Source organism: Micromonospora sp. NPDC047620, from assembly GCF_043205005.1.
Classification (GTDB): Bacteria; Actinomycetota; Actinomycetes; order Mycobacteriales; family Micromonosporaceae; genus Micromonospora.
Window position 1 is genome coordinate 304156 of record NZ_JBIDDG010000005.1, and the last position, 18035, is coordinate 322190.

The 18035-nt window shown below is 74.7% G+C and carries 21 protein-coding genes; 12 read left to right on the plus strand and 9 right to left on the minus strand.

The genetic code is table 11. From position 1 onward, the window contains the following. The first annotated feature begins 31 nt into the window (after window positions 1-31). Window positions 32-904, plus strand: a complete 873-nt coding sequence (locus tag ACGF5C_RS08545; RefSeq protein ID WP_393298338.1) for a DUF6597 domain-containing transcriptional factor — start codon at window positions 32-34, stop codon at window positions 902-904. A 52-nt stretch (window positions 905-956) separates the two neighbouring features. On the opposite strand, the gene ACGF5C_RS08550 is transcribed toward ACGF5C_RS08545, so the two are convergent. Genes ACGF5C_RS08550 through ACGF5C_RS08575 form a run of 6 tightly spaced genes read right to left on the minus strand, consistent with a single transcriptional unit; the run spans window position 957 to window position 6555 of the window. Further along, window positions 957-2495 (minus strand): SpoIIE family protein phosphatase, encoded by a 1539-nt coding sequence (locus tag ACGF5C_RS08550; protein ID WP_393298341.1) that lies wholly within the window; start codon window positions 2493-2495, stop codon window positions 957-959. Window positions 2496-2497: 2 nt separating this feature from the next. Further along, window positions 2498-3826, minus strand: a complete 1329-nt coding sequence (locus tag ACGF5C_RS08555; RefSeq protein WP_393298422.1) for a sensor histidine kinase — start codon at window positions 3824-3826, stop codon at window positions 2498-2500. Between the two features lie 23 nt (window positions 3827-3849). Continuing rightward, entirely contained in the window at window positions 3850-4869 is a 1020-nt protein-coding gene (locus tag ACGF5C_RS08560; protein ID WP_393298344.1) for a SpoIIE family protein phosphatase, read from the minus strand. Then, window positions 4866-5285, minus strand: a complete 420-nt coding sequence (locus ACGF5C_RS08565; protein ID WP_393298347.1) for an ATP-binding protein — start codon at window positions 5283-5285, stop codon at window positions 4866-4868. Before ACGF5C_RS08565 ends, ACGF5C_RS08560 begins: the two co-directional genes overlap by 4 nt. After that, the gene (locus tag ACGF5C_RS08570; protein ID WP_393298350.1) at window positions 5282-5695 is read right to left on the minus strand and encodes an STAS domain-containing protein; all 414 of its coding nucleotides are present in this window, start codon (window positions 5693-5695) and stop codon (window positions 5282-5284) included. The genes ACGF5C_RS08565 and ACGF5C_RS08570 overlap by 4 nt, the downstream gene beginning before the upstream one ends. After that, window positions 5695-6555: an STAS domain-containing protein gene (locus ACGF5C_RS08575; protein ID WP_393298353.1), complete on the minus strand. Its 861-nt coding sequence runs from the start codon at window positions 6553-6555 to the stop codon at window positions 5695-5697. Before ACGF5C_RS08575 ends, ACGF5C_RS08570 begins: the two co-directional genes overlap by 1 nt. Before the next feature lie 163 nt (window positions 6556-6718). Here ACGF5C_RS08575 and ACGF5C_RS08580 point away from each other — a divergent pair, with 163 nt between their 5' ends. Further along, window positions 6719-7075, plus strand: coding sequence for an STAS domain-containing protein (locus ACGF5C_RS08580; protein WP_092381119.1), 357 nt, complete (start codon window positions 6719-6721; stop codon window positions 7073-7075). A 10-nt stretch (window positions 7076-7085) separates the two neighbouring features. Here the strand turns inward: ACGF5C_RS08580 and ACGF5C_RS08585 are convergent, their stop codons facing one another. After that, window positions 7086-8399 (minus strand): MFS transporter, encoded by a 1314-nt coding sequence (locus tag ACGF5C_RS08585; protein WP_393298356.1) that lies wholly within the window; start codon window positions 8397-8399, stop codon window positions 7086-7088. 50 nt (window positions 8400-8449) lie between these two features. Between ACGF5C_RS08585 and ACGF5C_RS08590 the strand changes: the two genes are divergently transcribed. The 4 genes from ACGF5C_RS08590 (at window position 8450) to ACGF5C_RS08605 (ending at window position 10421) form a co-directional block, all read left to right on the plus strand. Beyond that, window positions 8450-9133, plus strand: coding sequence for an FCD domain-containing protein (locus ACGF5C_RS08590; RefSeq protein ID WP_350701991.1), 684 nt, complete (start codon window positions 8450-8452; stop codon window positions 9131-9133). 39 nt (window positions 9134-9172) lie between these two features. Next, complete coding sequence (mscL, locus tag ACGF5C_RS08595) at window positions 9173-9646, plus strand: large conductance mechanosensitive channel protein MscL (protein ID WP_393298359.1); 474 nt, start codon at window positions 9173-9175, stop codon at window positions 9644-9646. Window positions 9647-9727: 81 nt separating this feature from the next. Next, complete coding sequence (locus ACGF5C_RS08600) at window positions 9728-9976, plus strand: hypothetical protein (protein ID WP_393257347.1); 249 nt, start codon at window positions 9728-9730, stop codon at window positions 9974-9976. Window positions 9977-10049: 73 nt separating this feature from the next. Then, window positions 10050-10421 carry a hypothetical protein gene (locus tag ACGF5C_RS08605; RefSeq protein WP_350701996.1) on the plus strand — a complete coding sequence of 124 codons (372 nt, stop codon included), beginning with the start codon at window positions 10050-10052 and terminating at the stop codon, window positions 10419-10421. Window positions 10422-10537: 116 nt separating this feature from the next. Here ACGF5C_RS08605 and ACGF5C_RS08610 read toward each other — a convergent pair whose 3' ends face one another. Beyond that, complete coding sequence (locus tag ACGF5C_RS08610) at window positions 10538-11872, minus strand: benzoate/H(+) symporter BenE family transporter (RefSeq protein ID WP_393298362.1); 1335 nt, start codon at window positions 11870-11872, stop codon at window positions 10538-10540. 146 nt (window positions 11873-12018) lie between these two features. On the opposite strand from ACGF5C_RS08610, the gene ACGF5C_RS08615 reads away from it, so the two are divergent. After that, complete coding sequence (locus ACGF5C_RS08615; RefSeq protein WP_393298365.1) at window positions 12019-12486, plus strand: helix-turn-helix domain-containing protein; 468 nt, start codon at window positions 12019-12021, stop codon at window positions 12484-12486. A gap of 161 nt (window positions 12487-12647) precedes the next feature. On the opposite strand, the gene ACGF5C_RS08620 is transcribed toward ACGF5C_RS08615, so the two are convergent. Further along, window positions 12648-13757: an AAA family ATPase gene (locus ACGF5C_RS08620; RefSeq protein WP_393298368.1), complete on the minus strand. Its 1110-nt coding sequence runs from the start codon at window positions 13755-13757 to the stop codon at window positions 12648-12650. A gap of 63 nt (window positions 13758-13820) precedes the next feature. On the opposite strand from ACGF5C_RS08620, the gene ACGF5C_RS08625 reads away from it, so the two are divergent. From ACGF5C_RS08625 to eis, 5 genes are all read left to right on the plus strand, one after another. Next, on the plus strand, window positions 13821-14540 hold the full coding sequence (locus ACGF5C_RS08625) for a PP2C family protein-serine/threonine phosphatase (RefSeq protein WP_393298371.1): 720 nt from the start codon (window positions 13821-13823) through the stop codon (window positions 14538-14540). 82 nt (window positions 14541-14622) lie between these two features. Then, complete coding sequence (locus ACGF5C_RS08630; protein WP_393298374.1) at window positions 14623-14961, plus strand: PadR family transcriptional regulator; 339 nt, start codon at window positions 14623-14625, stop codon at window positions 14959-14961. Continuing rightward, the gene (locus ACGF5C_RS08635; protein ID WP_393298377.1) at window positions 14958-15776 is read left to right on the plus strand and encodes an ATP-binding cassette domain-containing protein; all 819 of its coding nucleotides are present in this window, start codon (window positions 14958-14960) and stop codon (window positions 15774-15776) included. The genes ACGF5C_RS08630 and ACGF5C_RS08635 overlap by 4 nt, the downstream gene beginning before the upstream one ends. Continuing rightward, entirely contained in the window at window positions 15773-16465 is a 693-nt protein-coding gene (locus tag ACGF5C_RS08640; protein WP_393298380.1) for a hypothetical protein, read from the plus strand. The genes ACGF5C_RS08635 and ACGF5C_RS08640 overlap by 4 nt, the downstream gene beginning before the upstream one ends. 123 nt (window positions 16466-16588) lie before the next feature. Beyond that, window positions 16589-17773: an enhanced intracellular survival protein Eis gene (gene eis, locus ACGF5C_RS08645; protein ID WP_393298383.1), complete on the plus strand. Its 1185-nt coding sequence runs from the start codon at window positions 16589-16591 to the stop codon at window positions 17771-17773. Window positions 17774-18035 lie beyond the last annotated feature (262 nt).

Consider the following 18035-nt stretch of genomic DNA (forward strand, 5'->3'; position numbering starts at 1 on the left):
ACGGCCAGCGTATGAGGATGGTCTTGAAGAAGTGCGACAGCAGCCGCGCGGGGACAGCCGGGGCATCCTGGACCCGGCCCGGCTGCTGCGCCAGGTCCGCTTCCGCCGGCACCTGCCCGCCGTGGCGCTCCGGCCGTACGTCGAGCACTACTGGCTCGTCGACTGGGAGCTGACCGAGCCGCTCACGCAGCAGGTCGTGCCGCACCCGGCGGTGAACGTGGTGTTCCGGCGCGGCGGCGACGGCCCGGAGACCGCCGAGGTGGCCGGCGTGGGGCGAAAACTGTTCTCGATCACGCTGTCCGGCGTAGGCCGGGTCAGCGGGGTCCAGTTCCGGCCGGGCGGCTTCCGGCCGTTCTGGCTCGCGCGGTCGGTCGCCGAGCTGACCGGGCGGCGGTGGCCGGTCCCGTCGCTCGCCGACCGCTGGCCGCCGGCCGCCGCCCTGGTCGCCGCCGCGTCGGCCGCCGAGGGGCCGCCGCCCGCCGGCCGCTGCGACGGTACGGACGCCGAGCGCTGTCGAGCGCTGGACGACCTGCTGCTCGGCTGGGCGCCGGCGGGCGACCCGGTCACCGACGAGGTGATCGGCCTGGTCGAGGCGATCCGCGCCGACCGGACGGTGCTGCGGGTGGACGACTTCGCCCGGCGGCACGGCCTCTCCGTCCGCCGGCTGCAACGCCTGTTCCTCGCGCACGTCGGCGTGGGCCCGAAGTGGGTGATCCGTCGGTACCGGCTTCAGGAGGCCGTCGAGCAGGCCGCGGGCGGCCCGCCGGACTGGGCGGCGCTCGCGGCGGACCTCGGCTACAGCGACCAGGCCCACCTGGTCCGCGAGTTCACCGCCGTCATCGGCGTCTCGCCGGCCGCGTACGCCCGCTCGGTCGGCTGGCCCCGGCACGGCTGCCGGAGTTAGGAAGGGCCCCTTCCACAGCGCCAGGCGTTAACAGGGTGCCCTTCCTTACACGTCAGCGGCGGCGGAGGGCGACCACGGCGACGTCGTCCTGGATCTCCGGCGGGGCCAGCTCGACCAGGAGCCGGTCGCAGAACCGGTCCAGGTCGTCGTCGATCCGCCCGGCGGCTGCGGCCAGGGCGGCCAGCCCGTCGTCGATCGTGGTGTCCCGCCGCTCGATCAGGCCGTCGGTGTAGAACACCAGCGTCGCCCCGGCCGGCAGCACGAACTCCAGGTCGGGCGGTCGCCGCGCGCGGACCCCGAGCAGCGGCGCCGAGTGCTGCACGAACTCCACCTTGCCGTCCAGGCTGAGCGCCGGCGGCAGGTGGCCGGCGCTGGCCAGCCGGACCCGGCCGGTGGGCGGGTGCAGCAGCAGCACGCAGATCGTGGCCAGCTCCGTGGGGAGCAGAGTGCGCATCAGCTCGTTGACCCGCTCCAGGATCTCGCCCGGCTGGTGTCCCTCCACCGCGTACGCCCGCACCGCGTGCCGCAGCTCGGCCATCACGGTCGCGGCGTGCAGCGAGTGGCCCGCCACGTCGCCGATCGCCAGCAGCAGATGGCCGTCGAGCATCACCAGCTCGTAGAAGTCGCCGCCCACCTCGGTCTGCGCGCTCGCCGGCTCGTAGCGCACGGCCAGGTCGAGCCCGTTGATCTCGGGAATCCGGCGCGGCAGCAGGCTGCGCTGGAGGGTGACCGCGATGCGATGCTCCTCGTCGAAGGAGCGCTGCGCCTCCACCGCCGACGCGACGGCCTGGGCGAGCTGCACCAGCACGGGGGTGCGGGCGGTCTGCGTCGCGGTGGGCACGACGACGTAGAGCGGCGGGCGGTCCTCGCGGAGCCGGGCGGCGGCCACCGTGACCGTGTCCCCCGCCGGCCAGTCGACCAAGCCCCAGCCGGCCGGGTCGTCCCTTCGGACCGTCGTCCCGATCGGCACGCCGCTGTCGTCCACGAGCCACGGGACGATCGTGGCCGTGCCGCCGGGGCCGGCCGCGATCCCGGCGACGCAGTCGCCGTCGAACGTCTCGGCGACCACCGCGGCGGGGCTCTTGAAGATCTGGGCCGCCCCGGCCGCCGCCGCCTCCAGCAGCCGCGCGAGGTTGGGCGCGGAGTGCATCGCCACGGTGGTGTCGGCCAGCCCGAGCAGCCGTTCGGCGAGCAGCTCCGCCCGCTGCCGGGCCCGGTAGTAGCGCAGCACCGCGTGCGCGGTGGCGACCAGTTCCTCCGGCTCGATGGGCTCGGCCAGGTACGCGTCCGCGCCCCGGGTCAGCCCCTGCGCCCGGTCCACGACGTCCACCGCGTGCGCGGACACGTGGATCACCGGCATCGCCGGGTGCGCGGCCTTGATCCGTTCGCAGACCTCGAACCCGCTCAGGTCGGGCAACCGCACGTCGAGCACCACGAGGTCGATCGGGTCCACGCCGACGCGGGCCAGTGCCTCGCCGCCCGTCTCCGCCTCCAGCACGGTGAAACCCGCGCGGGAGAGCCAGCTGACCAGCAGATACCGCTTGGTGCGACTGTCGTCGACCACCAGCACGGTCGCCGGGCCGCCCTCCACCGTCACGCTCCGCCCACGGGCAGGCTGACGGTGAACGTGCTGCCCCGCCCGGGCTCGCTGGCCAGCTCCAGGGTGCCGCCGAGCAGGGTCACCAGCCGCCGCGCGTACGGCAGGCCGAGGCCCGTGCCGCCCACCCGGGTCGCGCCGGGCACCTGGTAGAACTCCTCGAAGATCCGGTCGTGCTGCTCGGGCGCGATGCCCGGGCCGGTGTCCGAGGCGGACAGCAGCCAACGGTCGTCCCGCCGCTCCGCCCGCAGCCGGACCTCCCCGCGCTCGGTGAACTTGAGCCCGTTGTGCAGCAGGTTGCGCAGCACCTGGGCGAGCAGCACCTCGTCGGTGCGCAGCGTGGCCGGGACCGGCGGCTCCTCCACCACCAGTTCGACCTCCGGCCGGGTGGCCAGGGCCCGCAGCGTGCCGCGCAGCTGACCGAAGACCGGCCGCAGGTCCACCTCGGCCCAGTCGGGCTCGATCCGGCCGGACTCGGCCTTGGCCAGGTCGAGCAGCTCGTTGACCAGCGTGAGCAGGTCGCTCGCCGAGGAGCGGATGAGCCCGACCTGGCGGGCCTGCTCGGCGGTGAGCGGGTCGGAGGCGGAGTCGTCCAGCAGCCGGCCGAGTCCCATGATCGCGGTGACGGGGGCGCGCAGCTCGTGGCTGACGTTCGCCAGGAACCGGCTCTTCGACTCGCTGGCCGCCCGCAGCTGGGCGGACTTCTCGTCCAGCTCGGCGTAGAGCGCGACCACGCCGCGGTTGGTCTCCTCCAGCTCCTCGGTGAGCTGGTTGTAGAGCGCCATCACGCCGCGGTTGGTCTCGGCCAGTTCCTCGTTGAGCACGGCCAGCTCGTCGCGCTGGCTGCGTACCTCGTCGAGGGCGGCGATCAGTTGCGCGTTCTGGGCGGCCAACTCGTCGAGGGCGCTGCCCGGGGCGTTCCGGCCGAGTTCGGCGCGCAGCTCGGCGAGACGCTCCGGGGTCAGCAGCTCGGCGGTGACCGGGACACGTCGGGACATCCTCACGACCGTATCCCCCTCCCCGGTCACGACGCCCAACATGTCCACCAACCGCGCCACCGCACCCGACTGCGGCTCGTACCGTCCGTCGGGCAGCGGGCGCACCGGGAGGAGGTCCACCCGCAGGTGCCGCCCATCACCAACGGCGTCGTGGACCACGGTGAATGTCACGTCCGCCCCGCCGACCGCGCGCAGCAGGTCCCGGGCCACCTCGCTGAGCGCCGTGGCGATGCGTACCTGGTCCTGGTGCTCCAGCCCGACCGCGGCGGCGACCTCACGGCCCCGCTGCCGGACCACGAAGATGTCGTGTTCGACCCGCAGCACCATCTGGAGCAGCGGCACCGCCCCGGTCACGACCACTCCCGGGCGACCAGGACGCACGCGTCGTCGCGGCGGGTGCCGGCGTCCCGCAGCAGCGACGCGGCCACCACGACGGGCGACCGGTCGGCGAGACCGGGATAGTCGGCGAGCTGCCAGCGGTCGACCACACCGTCACTGTGCATCACCAGCAGGGCGCCGGCCTCGAAGGGGTAGTCGTACTCCCGGACCGGGGGACGCTGGTGCCCGGCGATGCCCGGCAGCGAGACCAGGCCCCGGCGCTGGCCGTCCGCGCCGACGACGGCGGCGGAGATGTTGCCCAGTCCGGCGTAGCGCAGCACTCCGGCCGACGGGTCCGGCTCCGCGACGGCCAGCGCCGCGCCCCGGGTGTGGGACATCGCCCGGTGCAGGTGCTGGACCACTGCGGCTGGCGGCCCCGCCGGCGCCCGGCGGAACGCGTCGAGCGCGGCGTCGGTGGCGGCGGAGGCGAGCGGCCCGTGCCCCAGGCCGTCGCAGACCAGCACCTGCCGCCGGCTCTCCACGGTCCGCCAGGCGTACCCGTCGCCGCTGACCGACTCCCCGGTCAGCGGCCGGGTGAGCGCGCCGACCCAGGGCCGCTCCCGCCCACCGGCGCGGTCCGGCCAGACCTGGACGGCGAGGACCGTGCCCCGCCCCGGCCGGGAGTAGCCGTCGAACCAGCCGGCCTGCCGGACGATCGCGCCGAGACCGATGCCGAGCGTGCCCGTGGTGGAGTGTCCGTCCTGCGAGGAGACGGTCAGGTCGGCCATCCCCGGCCCGGCGTCGATCGCGACCAGCTCCACGCCGGCCTCCCGCTCGTGCCGGACGGGCCGCAGCAGCAGCATGCCGTCCTCGGCGTGCTTGACCAGGTTGCTGGTCAGCTCGGCGGCGACGATCGCCAGGTCGGCGGTGCGGGACTCCCCCAGGTCGAGCTGGTCGCCGAGCCGCTCGGCGGCCCGGCGCACCGCGCTGGCGGCGCTGCCGGTCTCCACCCGGAACCAGATGCCACGGTCGGGGACCACGTCCTCGGTCATCTGGACCACTTGGTGACCGTGATGCGGGTGCCCTCACCCACCGTGGTCTGGATGTCGAACTCGTCGACCAGCCGGCGCGCGCCGCTGAGCCCGAGGCCGAGCCCGCCCCCGGTCGTGTAGCCGTCGGTCAGTGCCAGGTCGAGGTCGGCGATGCCCGGGCCGCAGTCGGCGAAGACGATGTGTACGCCCCGCCGCGTCCCGTTGTCCACCGTGCCCACCTCGACGGTGCCGCCACCGCCGTACACCAGGGTGTTGCGGGCCAGTTCGCTCGCCGCGGTGACCACCTTGGTCTGGTCGACCAGCGAGAGCTTGACCGCCACCGCCACCGTACGCACCAGCTGCCGGACGCGCACCACGTCCTCGTCGCTGCGGATCGCCTGCGCCTGCGGCTGGCCCAGGTCGACGCCCGCGGTCATGACGAGGCCGTCGTATCGGCGTCCGGTTCGTCGTCGAACGCGAGCTCGTGCTCGTCCGCGCGCGCCGCCGCGATCAGCTCCATGGCCCGTTCGACGTTGAGCGCCGTCCGGATGCCGTTGAGGGACAGGCCCAGCTCGACGAGGGTGATGGCGACGGCGGGCCGCATCCCGACCACCACCGTGTCGGCGTCGAGCACCTTGGAGATCGAGGCGATGGTCGACAGCATCCGCCCGACGAAGGAGTCCACGATGTCCAGGGCGGTGATGTCGATGATCACGCCGTGGCAGCCGGTCGCGACGATCCGCTCCGCGAGGTCCTCCTGGAGCTGGACCGCCGTCTGGTCGGACATGTCGACCTGGATGGAGACCAGCAGGATCTCACCGATCTTGAGGATCGGCACCCGCTCCATCACGCCTCCCGGCGCGGCAGCCGGCGGCCGGTCTCGACCCCGGTGAGCCGGAGCACGTGCCGCAACGCGTCGGCGAGGCTGGCCTTGGTGGCGATGTCGCCGAGCTCGATGCCCAGGGCGACGATGGTCTGCGCGATCTGTGGCCGGATGCCGGAGATGATGCAGTCGGCGCCCATCAGCCGGGCGGCCACCACGGTCTTCAGGATGTGCTGGGCGACCTGGGTGTCCACCGCCGGTACGCCGGTGATGTCGATGATCGCGTACGGCGAGCCGGTGTCGACCAGGGTCTGGAGCAGCCGCTCCATCACCACCTGGGCGCGGGCCGAGTCGAGGGTGCCGACCAGCGGCACGGCGACGACGCCCTCCCAGAGCTTCACCACCGGGGTGGAGAGTTCGAGCAGCTGTTCCGCCTGGTCGGCGATGAGGCTCTCGCGGGTGCGGACGAAGCTCTCGAAGGTGAACAGGCCCATCTGGTCGATCAGCCCGGAGAAGGCGACGTAGTCGCGGAGCGTCCCGGAGCCGCCCTCGGCCTCCATCAGCTCCAGCAGCGCCTCCTTGAGCGCGAACACGCTGATCGCGGTCTCCGAGGCGGAAAAGCCCTGCCGGGCCCGGCCCCGCGACAGCTCGGCGAGCACGGCGCGCAGCTCGGTGGCCTGCTCGGCGTCGAGGTCGACGGCCCCGTGCTCGGCGGCGGTCACCATGCTGCCGTGCAGCTCCTGCACCTGCCGGCGCAGTTCCCCCTGGCTGAGTCGCCCGCGCAGCGACCCGGCGACGATCTCCGTCCAACGCTGCGTGATCCGCTCGGCATGACCTGTCAGCAGACTCGCGAGCCGGCCACTCTCCTCGGCGCTCAGCGCCATGGCAAACCCCCTTCGACCTGGACCGGCGGACTCTATCATCGGAGGCCGGGTCGCTAGTTGCCGCACGGCAAGCGAATGATGGTGGCCACCGGATACGGTCTCCCGTTCTGCGTACCACCCCGATCGTGGGATACCGTTTCCCCGATAACGGGAGGTCTGGCGAATGTCCTTGACGGTGCACACGGAACAGCGCGGCGACGTGGTCGTCGTGTCGGTCGCGGGCGAGTTGGACATGGCGACCGCACCGCAGTTGCAGGACCAGATCACCGACCTGCTCGACAAGGGCCGCAGCCGGCTCGTCTTCGACCTGGCGAACGTCTCGTTCTGCGACTCCACCGGGTTGTCGGTGTTCGTCCGCGCCAAGAACAGCTGCGACGAGGCCGGGGGCGTGGTGCGGCTGGCCGCCCCGCAGCGGGGGGTGCTGCGCATCCTCGAGGTGAGCGGCCTCGTCGAGGTACTGCACACCTACCCGACGGTCGACCAGGCTGTGGCGGGCGACCCCACGCCGGCCTCCTCCTGACCGTTCCTCCTCACGCCTCGTCCTCGATGTGCCGGGGGCGGGCGATCACCAGGCCCGCGGCGGTCTGCACGGCCAGCGCCGCCAGCAGGAACCCGATCGGCGCGGTCCATCCGCCGGTCGCCTCGTAGAGGATGCCCACCAGCAGCGGCCCCAGCGCGGCGATGACGTAGCCGGTGCTCTGCGCGAAGGCCGACAGCGCGACGGTTCCCTCGGCGGTCCGGGCCCGCAGGCCGATCACCGTCAGGATCAACGGGAACGCGCCCTGCCCGATCGCCAGCAGGGCCACCCAGAGCAGCGCCGCGCCGTGCGGGGCCAGGGCGAGCCCCAGGTAGGCCAGGGTCGACGCGGCGGTCAGCGAAAGCACCAGCGGGCGCAGCGTCCGCAGCCGGCCGGCCAGCGTCGGCATCAGCAGGGCGATGGGCACGCCGAGGGCGGTCACCCCGGCGAGCAGCAGCCCGGCCGTCTCCGGGTGGTAGCCGGCGTCGCGGAACAGCTGGGCCAGCCAGCCCATGATCGCGTACCCGCTGAGCGACTGCGCTCCGAAGTAGACCGCCATCGCCCAGCCGAGCCGGGTCCGGCCGGGCCGGATCCGGGTGCGGGGCGCGACGGCCTCCGTCGGGGTGGCCCGCCGCGCGGCGGCCCGCGCCCGCAGCGCCAGCGGCACCCACGGGAGCACGGCCACCGCGGCCAGCCCGGCCCAGACCCCGAGCCCGACCCGCCAGGAGCCGAAGGCGTGCGCCACCGGCACCGCCGACGCGGCGGCCACCGTCGTGCCCGCGGTGAGCGCCATCGTGTACGCCCCGGTGACGAGCCCGGTGCGGTGCGGGAAGTGCTGCTTGACCAGCATCGGCAACAGGATGTTCGCCACCGCGATGCCGGCCAGCGCCAGCGCGCTGGTGAGCACGAAGACCAGGGCGGAGTCGGTGACCACCCGCAGCACCTGACCGGCGGCGAGCGCGAGCATCGCGACCACCAGCACCCTGGCCGGGGCGAACCGGCGGACCAGCCACGGGGTGAGCGCGCCGAGCCCCGCGAAGGCGATGGTGGGCAGGGTGGTGACGAGGCCGGCCATCGCCCCGGAGAGCGCCAGGCCGTCCCGCACCTCGTCGAGCAGCGCCCCGAGGCTGGTCACGGCGGCCCGCAGGTTCACCGCGACCAGCAGCATCCCGACCAGCACCAGCACGCCCCCGGTGGCCGGGTGCGCGGGCCGGCCCGGCTTCGCCCGCTCCACGGCGGGGGTGACCGGCACGCCGTCCGGGGCCGGGATCGGGTCGGCGGTGGAGGCGGAGACGCCGGCGGTGGCGGTGGGTGGTGGCGGGGTCATACCGTTGAACCTACAATCATGGGATGAATTCCGGGCAGGAGTTGTAACCAGTGCCACCGTCGGTTGATTCCGCCACCGCGCCGCCCCGTGGGCACCGCGTTCGGCAGACCATCGCGCAGCTCAGGGAGCGGATCCTCGGCGGCGAGTGGCCGGTGGGTGGCCGGATCCCCACCGAGCCGCAGCTGGTCGCGGCGCTCGGCGTGGGGCGGAACACGGTCCGCGAGGCCGTGCGGGCGCTGGTGCACGCCGGGGTGCTGGAGTGCCGGCAGGGCTCCGGGACGTACGTGGTGTCGACCGACGAACTGGCCCCGGTGGTGGCCCGCCGGCTCACCGTCGACCGGGCGGCAGAGGTCGTCGAGGTGCGGCGCGCCTTCGAGGTGGAGGCCGCCCGGCTCGCCGCGCTGCGGCGTACGCCCGAGGACCTGGCCGCGCTCGACGACGCGCTCGCGGTGCGCGAGGCGGCCTGGCTCGGCGGCCGGGTCGACGAGTTCGTGGAGGCCGACGCCGCGCTGCACACCGCCGTGGTGGCGGCCGCGCACAACGGCATGCTCGCCGAGCTGTACGCCTCGGTCGGCGCCGCGCTGCGCAGCACGATCACCCAGTCGATGGGCGGCGCGCTGGAGCCGGAGCGCTACGTCGACCACTCCCGGCTGGTCGAGGCAATCCGCGCCGGCGACCCGGGCCGGGCGGCGATCGAGGCCGGCGCTTTTCTGGAGCCGCCACCCGGGGCATAGGTTGTGCCGGACGGAAGACCGGACACCTCGGGAGTACGGATGCTCAAGGGCTTCAAAGACTTCATCATGCGCGGGAACGTCGTCGACCTGGCGGTCGGCGTCGTCATCGGCGCCGCGTTCACGGCAGTGGTCACGCAGCTCACCAACTCGTTCCTCAAGCCGCTGATCGCGTTGATCACGCTCGTGATCACGGGTCGCGAGGGCGGCCTTCAGGGCACGGCGTGGAAGGTCCGGGGTGTCGAGTTCGACTGGATCAGCTTCATCAACGCGATCATCACCTTCGCGCTCACCGCGGCGGCGCTGTACTTCCTGGTCGTCTTCCCGATGAACAAGCTGGCCGAGCGGCGCAAGCGGGGCGAGGAGCCGCCGCCGACGGCGCCGAGCGAGGAGGTCAAGCTGCTCACCGAGATCCGGGACGCCCTGGTCGCCGCCGGCCACGCCACCCCCGGGCAGCAGCGCGGCGCGCTCGACGACGTGCTCGGCCGCCGGCAGGAACCGCCCACTCCGCGCTGAATCCGGCACAGGCACACCGGCCCCTGCGGGAATCCCGCGGGGGCCACACTTTCTCGTACGTATGTTCGATAGAGTCCCGCCATGGAGCAGCGGAAGCACTGGTGGAACGGGAAATGGGGCCGGCTGGCGCGGCGGGACGTGTTCCTCCGGGTGGACGCCGACCGGTGGCACGTCGAGCAGCGCGCCGGCGGCTCCGAGGGCGTCTCCCAGTTCTACGAGTACGACAGCGCCGAGGAGGCCGAGGAGACGGTCCGGGCGCTGCTCCAGGGCACCGACAGTTGGCGCGAACTCTCCCCCCGGCCACCGAGCGCCTGGTCCCCCGAGCTGTGAGGAAGGCCGGCGGGCGGGCGTTGGGCGCGGCGCGGGCGGTTTAGCCGGAGCGGGGGCCGGGAACCGCGCCAGAATGAATCAGGGCACCGAGCAGCAGGCGATGGTTTCCCGGGTCACCACGGGCATGCGGGTGGTCGACGTCGACGGCACCGAGGTCGGCACGGTCGACCTCGTGCAGCGCGGCGACCCGAACGCGGTGACCGTGCAAGCACCGACCGCCGATCCGGGCAGCAGCCTGGACGAGCTGATCGAGTCGACGGCGGTCGAGGAGCCGGACGTGCCGGCCGACCTGGCGGCCCGGCTGCTGCACAGCGGCTACCTGAAGGTCTCCACCGACCTGGCGCGCACCGGCGCGGTCTACGTGCTCGCCGAGCAGATCGCCACCGTCGCCGACGGCCGGGTACGCCTCGACGTCCCCGCCGGCGCCCTGCCCCCGGAGGAGTGACGCCGGCCTACCGGCCAGCCCCGGGCCGGTACGCCCGTACGCCGTCGAGCTGATGCCGTGGACGATCCAGCCCGACGGGCGTGGAGGGCCAGTCGTGCCGACCCGGGCGCGGGGGGTCAGTCGCCGCCGACCCGGGCGCCGCGCGGCGACGCGGCGCCGGCGGGGGAGTCCGACCCGACCGGAGCCGGCCGGAGCGACGCGGCCACCGGCTCGGGCGCGGTAGCCGGCTCGGGCGCGGTAGCCGGCTCGGGCGCGGTAGCCGGCTCGGGCGGGGCGGGCTGCGACGCGGCCGGGTCGTCGGAGCGGCGGCGGAAGAGCAGGAGCATCAGCCCGCCGGCAACCAGGCCCCAGAACGCGCCGCCCACGCCGAGCAGGGTCACCCCGGAGGCGGTGACCACGAACGTGACCACCGCGGCCTCCCGGGCGGCCGGTTCGGCCAGCGCCGAGGTGAGCGCGGTGGCCAGCGCGCCGAGCAGCGCCAGCCCGGCGACCGCCTCGATCAGCACCGGCGGGGCGAGCGCGATCAACGCGGTGGCCGCCCCGGCGCCCAGGCCGAGCAGGGCCAGCCCCGTGCCGGCGGTGACCGAGGCGATCCAGCGCCGGTCCGGGTCGGGGTGGGCATCCGGGCCGGCGGCCAGCGCGGCGGTGATGGCCGCGAGGTTGACCGCGTGCCCGCCGGCGGGCGCGGCGGCCAGGCTGGTCAGGCCGGTCGCCCGCAGCGCGGCCCCGAACGGCGGCCGGTAGCCGTAGCCGACCAGCACCGCCATCCCGGGCACGTTCTGCGCGGCCATGGTGACCAGGAAGAGCGGCAGCGCCAGGCCGACCATGGCGGAGACGCTCCAGGCCGGCGCGGTCAGCTCGACGGCGGGCAGCAGCCGCGCGCCCCCGAGGCCGGCGACCGGGGCGGTCAGCGCGATCGCCGCCACCGCCACGACCAGCGCGCCCGGCACCGCCCAGCGGCGCGCGAACCGGTGCAGCAGCAGCCAGGCCAGCACCACGGGCGCGGCCAGCCGGGGCACCTCGACCAGCGCGCGGACCGGGGCGGTGCACAGCGGCAGCAGGACGCCGGCCAGCATGGCGCCCGCGATCGGCCGGGGGATCGCCGCGACGGCCCGACCGAGCGCCGGGAACAGCCCGGCGGCCACGATCAGCACGCCCGAGACGAGGAACGCCCCGACCGCGACGGGCCACCCGCCGGGCACCGGGCCGGTGGCGACCAGCAGCGCCGCGCCCGGGGTGGACCAGGCGACGCTCATCGGGATCCGGTGCCGCAGGCCCAGCCAGACGGCGGAGATCCCGGACGCGACGCAGACCGCGAGCAGCCCGGAGGCGGCCTGCGCGTCGGTGGCGCCGACGGCCCGCAGGCCGGCCAGCACCACGGTGAACGAGCTGGCGAACCCCACCAGCGCGGTCACCACGCCCGCCAGCAACGGTTGTGTCCGTCCCGCCATCCCCACCCCGATCGTTCCGTTTACGGAACAAGAACCTGTAGCACGATAGCGGGGTGCCGCACCCGTCACCAGCCCGCCCACCGCACCCCGATCCGGGAGCCGACGCCGTCGGCCGCCGGGTACGCGCGCTGCGCGAGGAACGGGGGATGTCCCTGTCGACCCTCGCCCGGCTGGCCGGGGTGGGGAAGGCGACGCTCTCCGGGCTGGAGAACGGCACCCGCAACCCGACCCTGGAGACGCTCTACGCGATCACGGCGCAGCTCGGCGTGCCGCTGACGGCCGTGCTCTCGGGCCCGGCCGCCGGACCGACCGTCCGCGGCGCGGCGGTCACCGCCATCCTGCTGGAGGTCTTCGAGGACACCGACGCCACCTACGAGCTGTACCGGATGCTGGTCGCGCCCGGCCCGGAGCAGCTCTCCCCCGCGCACCAGCCGGGCGTCACCGAGCACGTCACCGTCTTCGCGGGCGTGCTGCGCGCCGGCCCGGTGGACGCGCCGCTGACGGCCGCCGCAGGCGAGCACCTGCGCTGGGCGTCGGACGTGCCGCACGTGTACGCCGCCGTCGGCGACGAGGAGGTCGCCGCCAGCCTCCTGCTCCGCTATCCCCGCCGCTGACCCCGCAGCACCGACGGCGCCGGGGCGGCCGGCCGGCGGTGGGGTCGGGCGCAGCGGCTCAACGGCCCGGCCACGCGCGGTGGGGGCGGGCGCGGCGGCTCAACGGCCCGGCCACCCGCGGTGGCGGCGGCCGGCCTGGCGATCCGGTCGCGCGGGGCGGCTCAGCCGTCGACCGGCGTCGGCGCCGGCAACCGCCGCCGCACCGCCCAGATCGCCGCCTCCGTACGCGACGCCGACCCGGTCTTGCGCAGCAGGTTGGACACGTGCACGGTGACCGTCCGCACCGAGATGCCAAGCGCCCGCGCGGCCTGCTTGTTGGACATCCCGGCGACCAGGCAGCCCAGCACCTCGATCTCCCGACCGGTCAGCTCTGCGTCGACCGGGTCGGCCGGCCGGGGCGCCACCGCCGCCGACCGCGCCGGTGCCGACCGGGCCGCCGTGGGCCGGGCCACCGCCGCCGACCGGGCCACCGCCGTCGACCGGGCCGGCGGTGCCGGCGGCGGCGGGCGGAGCAACGCCTCGGGCCCCTGGCCGGCGTGCGCGGCGAGCAGTTCGGTCAGCGCGTACGGGTTGCCGCCGGTGCGCCGCCAGACCGCGCGCGCCAGGCGACCGGACGGGCGCAGGTCGGCGTACACCTGGGTCAGCACCTCGGCGACCTCGGCCGGAAGCAGCGGTCCGAGGTGTTGGCGGACGGCGCCCCGGACGCCGCAGAGCCGGGCCAGCGCGCGGACCGCGAGGTCCGGCGCGACCGCGTCGGCGGCGGGCCGGGTGGCCACGACCAGCAGCGCCGGCAGGTCGGCGGCGGTGGCCAGCTCGCCGACCAGGTTCAGGCTGGCCGGGTCGAGGGCGTGCAGGTCCTCCACCACCAGCAGGGCCGGGCCGGCGCCGACCAGCAGCCGGACGACCCGCACCGCGAGCCGCAGCAGGGTGCCCGGCGCGTAGCGCTCGCGCGGCGCGGTGGGCTGCTGGGCCAGCCAGGCCAGCGCGTCCGGCGGCAGGTCGAGCCCGCTCGTGTCCCGACCGGTGAGAACGGCGGCCAGCCAGTCGTACGGGGCGGGGCTGTGCACCCGGGCCGCGCCGGAGAGCACCACCGCCGGGCGCGGGGCGAAGGCTTCCAGGGCGGCTGCGACCAGCAGCGACTTGCCCACCCCGGCCTCACCGGTGATCACCGCGACGGCCGGCGCGGAGCGCCGGGAATCGACCACGGTGGACCACGCCCGGTCGAGCTCGGCCAGCTCACCGGCGCGCCCGACCATGGACACCGGCATCATTCCCACACCCTACGCAGTAGTGCGTAGAGACGGCGGCAGGGTGTTCTTGGCAAGCTTGACCCCATGACGCTGATCCTCCGCTCGGCCATCCTCAACGACATCGGCCTGGTCCGCACCAACAACGAGGACTCCGCCCTCGCCGGTGACCGCCTCGTCGCGGTCGCGGACGGCATGGGCGGCCTGCCCGCGGGCGAGGTGGCGAGCGAGATCGTCATCCGCATCCTCGACGAGCTGAGCCCGCCGACCACCCCCGACGAGGCCGCCGACGCGCTGCGGGCCGTGGTGAGCACCGCCAACCGGCGCATCCACGCCGCCATCACCGTCGACCCGGCCCGCGACGGCATGGGTACGACGCTCACCGCCGCCCTGCTCGCCGGGGACGCGCTGGTGCTGGCCCAGGTCGGCGACTCCCGCTGCTACCTGCTGCGCGACGCCCAGCTCACCCAGCTCACCCGGGACGACACCTTCGTCCAGGCGCTGGTGGACCAGGGGGCGCTCTCGCCGGAGCAGGCACGCCACCACCCGCAGCGGTCGCTGGTGACCCGGGCGGTGCAGGGCGCGGACACGCCGCCCGCGATCGGGATGCTGACCGTGGCCGCCGGCGACCGGCTGCTGCTGTGCAGCGACGGCCTGTCCGACTACGTCGAGGACGCCGCGATCGCCGCGGCGCTGAGCACGTACGCCGACCGCCAGCAGTGCGGCGAGCAGCTCGTCAAGCTCGCCCACCAGGCCGGCGCGCCGGACAACGTCACCGTCGTGGTCTCCGACGTCACCGCCGTCTAGCCGCCCCGGTTCCCCGTGCGCGGGGATCCGTGCCGCCGGCTAGGTAGTTGCGCCATCTAGATGGTGTCGCTATGTTGCCGTGGTGGAATCCGACCGGCGTGGGCAGTGGCTGCGCGGGGTGCTCGACCTCTGCGTCCTGGCCCTGCTGCGGGAGGGCGAGTCCTACGGCTACCAGCTCGCGCACGCCCTCGACACCGCCGGCATCGGGCCGATCCAGGGCGGCACGCTCTATCCGGTGCTGCTGCGCCTGCAACGCACCGGCCTGGTCACCGCCGAGTGGCGGGAGGGCGAGTCCGGGCCCGCGCGCAAGTACTACCGGCTCACCGACAGCGGGTGGGCGGCGCTGCGCCAGGGCGGCAGCGCGTGGCTCGCGTTCGTCGCCCCGGTGAACGACATCGTCAAAAAGGGGGTCGACGGATGAACGCCGACGAGTGGCTGCGGGCGTTCGCGGCCGAGCTGGACCGACGCCGGGTCCGGGTGGACGCCGCCCGGCACGTGGTCGCCGAGGCCGCCACGCACCTGCGCGACAGCGGGGGCGACCCGTGGGTCGTCCTCGGCCGGCCGCAGGACTACGCCGCCGCGATCGTGGAGAGCATCGGCACCTCGCCCAACCCGCGTCCCGGCCCGGTCCGGCTGCACGCCCGGGCCATCACCAAGCGGTACGGGCGACGCACCGTGCTGCGCGACGCGTCGCTGACCGTCCGGGCAGGACAGATCGCGGCCGTGGTCGGGGCGAACGGCTGCGGCAAGAGCACCTTCCTGCGCATCTGCGCCGGGCTGGTCTCCCCCGACGCCGGGGACGTGACCGTCTCCGGCCGGCTCGGCTACTGCCCCCAGCAGGGCGGCACCGCCGACTTCCTACTGCCGGACGAGCACTTCGTGCTGGTCGGCGCCGGCCGGGGCGTGGCCCGGGGCCCGGCCCGTCGCGCCGGCCGGGCGGCGGCCCACCAGCTCGGCTGGGACGCCGAGGGCGACGTCCTCGCCCGGCACCTCTCCGGCGGCACCCGGCAGAAGCTGAACCTCACCATGTCCACCCTCGCCGAGCCGGACGTGCTGCTGCTCGACGAGCCCTACCAGGGCTTCGACCAGGGCACGTACGTCAACTTCTGGGACCAGTTGGCCCGGCTGCGCGACGAGGGGCGGGCGATCGTCGTGGTGACCCACCTGCTCAACCAGCTCGACCGGGTCGACCTCGTGCTCGACCTGACCCCGGCCACCCAGGGAGGGCGTCCGTGAACCGCCTCGTCACCGTCGCCGAGATGACCCTGCGGGAGCTGCTGCGCCGGCGGGGCGTACTCCTGCTCCTGCTGCTGATGCCGTTGGCCTTCTGGCTGATCCGGCGCGACTCCCACGTCGGGCAGTCGGTGCGGTCGCTGCTGCTCGGCATCAGCTGGGCGGTCAGCACCGCCGCGCTCTTCGCCACCGGCGCGGCCCGCGAGCTGGAGCCCCGGCTGCGGCTGGCCGGCTACCGCCCGCACCACCTCTACCTGGGCCGAATGCTCGGCCTGTGGGCGGCGGGGCTCCTCATCTCCGTGCCGTTCTTCGTGCTCACCGTGGTCGACGCGCCCGACCTGCGGCACGGCGGGGTGGCCGTCGCGATGCTCTGCTGCGTGGGAGTGGCCGCGCCGTTCGGAATGCTGATCGGCGCCCTGCTCCCCCGCGAGCTGGAGGGGACGCTGCTGCTGCTCACCGTCGTGGCGGTGCAGATGCTGATCGACCCGGCCGGCACGGGCGCGAGGCTCACCCCGTTCTGGTCCAGCCGGGAGATCGCCACCTGGGCGGTGGACCACACGGACTCCGGCTACCTGACCCGGGGGTCGCTGCACGGACTGGCCGTCACCGCGTTGCTGATCGTCACCGTGGCGGCCGTGTTCAGCGTCCGGCTGCGCCGCCGCCGGCACCTGCGCCACCTGCCGATCGGCTGACCGCCGCGGCGGTCGCTGACGCCGGGGCCAGGCGGACCACCCGGTCGCGCCGGCCGCTTCCGGCAATTGCGGTTGCGCCGACCCGGGAAGCCGGGATGGGATTGGCGGATGACCATCCGCCGGGTGCACTCCGAAGAGCGCCTGACCACCAGCTTCCCGCTCCAGGCGTACGCGTTCGAGACGTCGCCGTCCCGCCCCGGCCGGACGGAGGAGTACCGCGACTACCTGCCCTACAACGAGGGCAACCGGACGCTGGTCGTGGAGTCCGACGGCACGGCGGTGGCCGCCGCCTCGGCGGTGCCCATGCGGCAGAACCTGCGCGGCACGGTGCTGCCGATGGCCGGCGTCGCCGGGGTGGCCACCCACCCGCTGGCCCGCCGGCAGGGACACGTCCGGGCCCTGCTGCACCAGTTGCTCGACGAGATGCGCGACGAGGGGCATGCGCTGACCGCGCTCTGGCCGTTCCGGTCGTCGTTCTACGCCCGGTTCGGCTACGTCGGGCTGCCGAAGGCCCGCACGGCCACCTTCTCGCCGGCCGACCTCGGCGAACTGCTCCGCGCCGACCTGCCGGGCGAGGTGGGCTGGGAGCGGATCGGCGCGGGCTACCCGACCTGGCGCGAGTTCACCGAGCGCTGCCTGCGCGAGCGGCACGGCTTCGCGATCTTCCCCGACTACCGGGACGTCGGGCTGCGCGACCGCGACGAGCGGTGGCTGCTCACCGCCCGGGTCGGCGGGACGGTCACGGGCGCGGTGACCTACCGGATCGACGACCACGGCGGCACACTGGTCGCCGACGACCTGCTCGTCACCGACCCGGTGGCCCGCGCGCTGCTGTTGCGGTTCTTCGCCCAGCACGTCGACCAGGTGGAGCGGGTGAGCGTCCAACTCCCCGTCGACGAGGCGCCGGAGCTGTGGCTGACCGACCTGGCCGTGCACGTCGAGGCGCGGGTGGCCCGGCCGGGCTCGTCGGCGCCGATGGCCCGGCTGCTGTCGGTGGACGCGCTGGCCGGGCTGCCCACCGGGCCGGGCCGGGTGCGCGTCGAGCTGACCGGTGACCGTTGGCTGGCCGGGTCGTACCTGCTGGACGGCACGACCGGCGCGCTGGAACTGGTCACCGGCGCCGCCGCCACCGCCGGGGAGCCGCCCACCGCCACGTTGACCGCCGCCGGGATCTCGGCCCTGGCGTACGGGGTGCTCGACCCGGTGGAGGTGGGCCTGCGGGGGCTGGGCGAGGTGCCGGCGGACGCGGCGGCGGAGCTGCGCCGCCTCTTCCCGCGTCACCTGCCGTACCTGTTCGCCGACTTCTGACCCCGGTTGGCGGGCGCGCCGACGGGGTTAACAACTACTCGGGATTGAGTGGTCTTTAGCGTCCTTAGGGATGCTATGGTGATCGGGTGAACTTGAAGGAGTGGGCGGCATCTCAGGGCGTCGCGTATGTCACCGCGCGGCGGCAGTACGCGGCTGGGACGCTGCCCGTTCCTACTTACCGGCTGGGTCGACTCATCATGGTGGGCGAGCCGTTACCTGCTGCCTCGGCTGGCGTCGAGCGGGTGGTGGTGTACGCCCGGGT

Bases quoted from the DNA above. Each gene is read 5' to 3' on its own strand.
- ACGF5C_RS08555 (WP_393298422.1), bottom strand. From the start codon at position 3,826: ATGGTGCTGCGGGTCGAACACGACATCTTCGTGGTCCGGCAGCGGGGC.
- ACGF5C_RS08560 (WP_393298344.1), bottom strand. From the start codon at position 4,869: ATGACCGAGGACGTGGTCCCCGACCGTGGCATCTGGTTCCGGGTGGAG.
- ACGF5C_RS08565 (WP_393298347.1), bottom strand. From the start codon at position 5,285: ATGACCGCGGGCGTCGACCTGGGCCAGCCGCAGGCGCAGGCGATCCGC.
- ACGF5C_RS08570 (WP_393298350.1), bottom strand. From the start codon at position 5,695: ATGGAGCGGGTGCCGATCCTCAAGATCGGTGAGATCCTGCTGGTCTCC.
- ACGF5C_RS08575 (WP_393298353.1), bottom strand. From the start codon at position 6,555: ATGGCGCTGAGCGCCGAGGAGAGTGGCCGGCTCGCGAGTCTGCTGACA.
- ACGF5C_RS08580 (WP_092381119.1), top strand. From the start codon at position 6,719: ATGTCCTTGACGGTGCACACGGAACAGCGCGGCGACGTGGTCGTCGTG.
- ACGF5C_RS08585 (WP_393298356.1), bottom strand. From the start codon at position 8,399: ATGACCCCGCCACCACCCACCGCCACCGCCGGCGTCTCCGCCTCCACC.
- mscL (WP_393298359.1), top strand. From the start codon at position 9,173: ATGCTCAAGGGCTTCAAAGACTTCATCATGCGCGGGAACGTCGTCGAC.
- ACGF5C_RS08600 (WP_393257347.1), top strand. From the start codon at position 9,728: ATGGAGCAGCGGAAGCACTGGTGGAACGGGAAATGGGGCCGGCTGGCG.
- ACGF5C_RS08605 (WP_350701996.1), top strand. From the start codon at position 10,050: ATGAATCAGGGCACCGAGCAGCAGGCGATGGTTTCCCGGGTCACCACG.
- ACGF5C_RS08610 (WP_393298362.1), bottom strand. From the start codon at position 11,872: ATGGCGGGACGGACACAACCGTTGCTGGCGGGCGTGGTGACCGCGCTG.
- ACGF5C_RS08615 (WP_393298365.1), top strand. From the start codon at position 12,019: ATGTCCCTGTCGACCCTCGCCCGGCTGGCCGGGGTGGGGAAGGCGACG.
- ACGF5C_RS08620 (WP_393298368.1), bottom strand. From the start codon at position 13,757: ATGATGCCGGTGTCCATGGTCGGGCGCGCCGGTGAGCTGGCCGAGCTC.
- ACGF5C_RS08625 (WP_393298371.1), top strand. From the start codon at position 13,821: ATGACGCTGATCCTCCGCTCGGCCATCCTCAACGACATCGGCCTGGTC.
- ACGF5C_RS08635 (WP_393298377.1), top strand. From the start codon at position 14,958: ATGAACGCCGACGAGTGGCTGCGGGCGTTCGCGGCCGAGCTGGACCGA.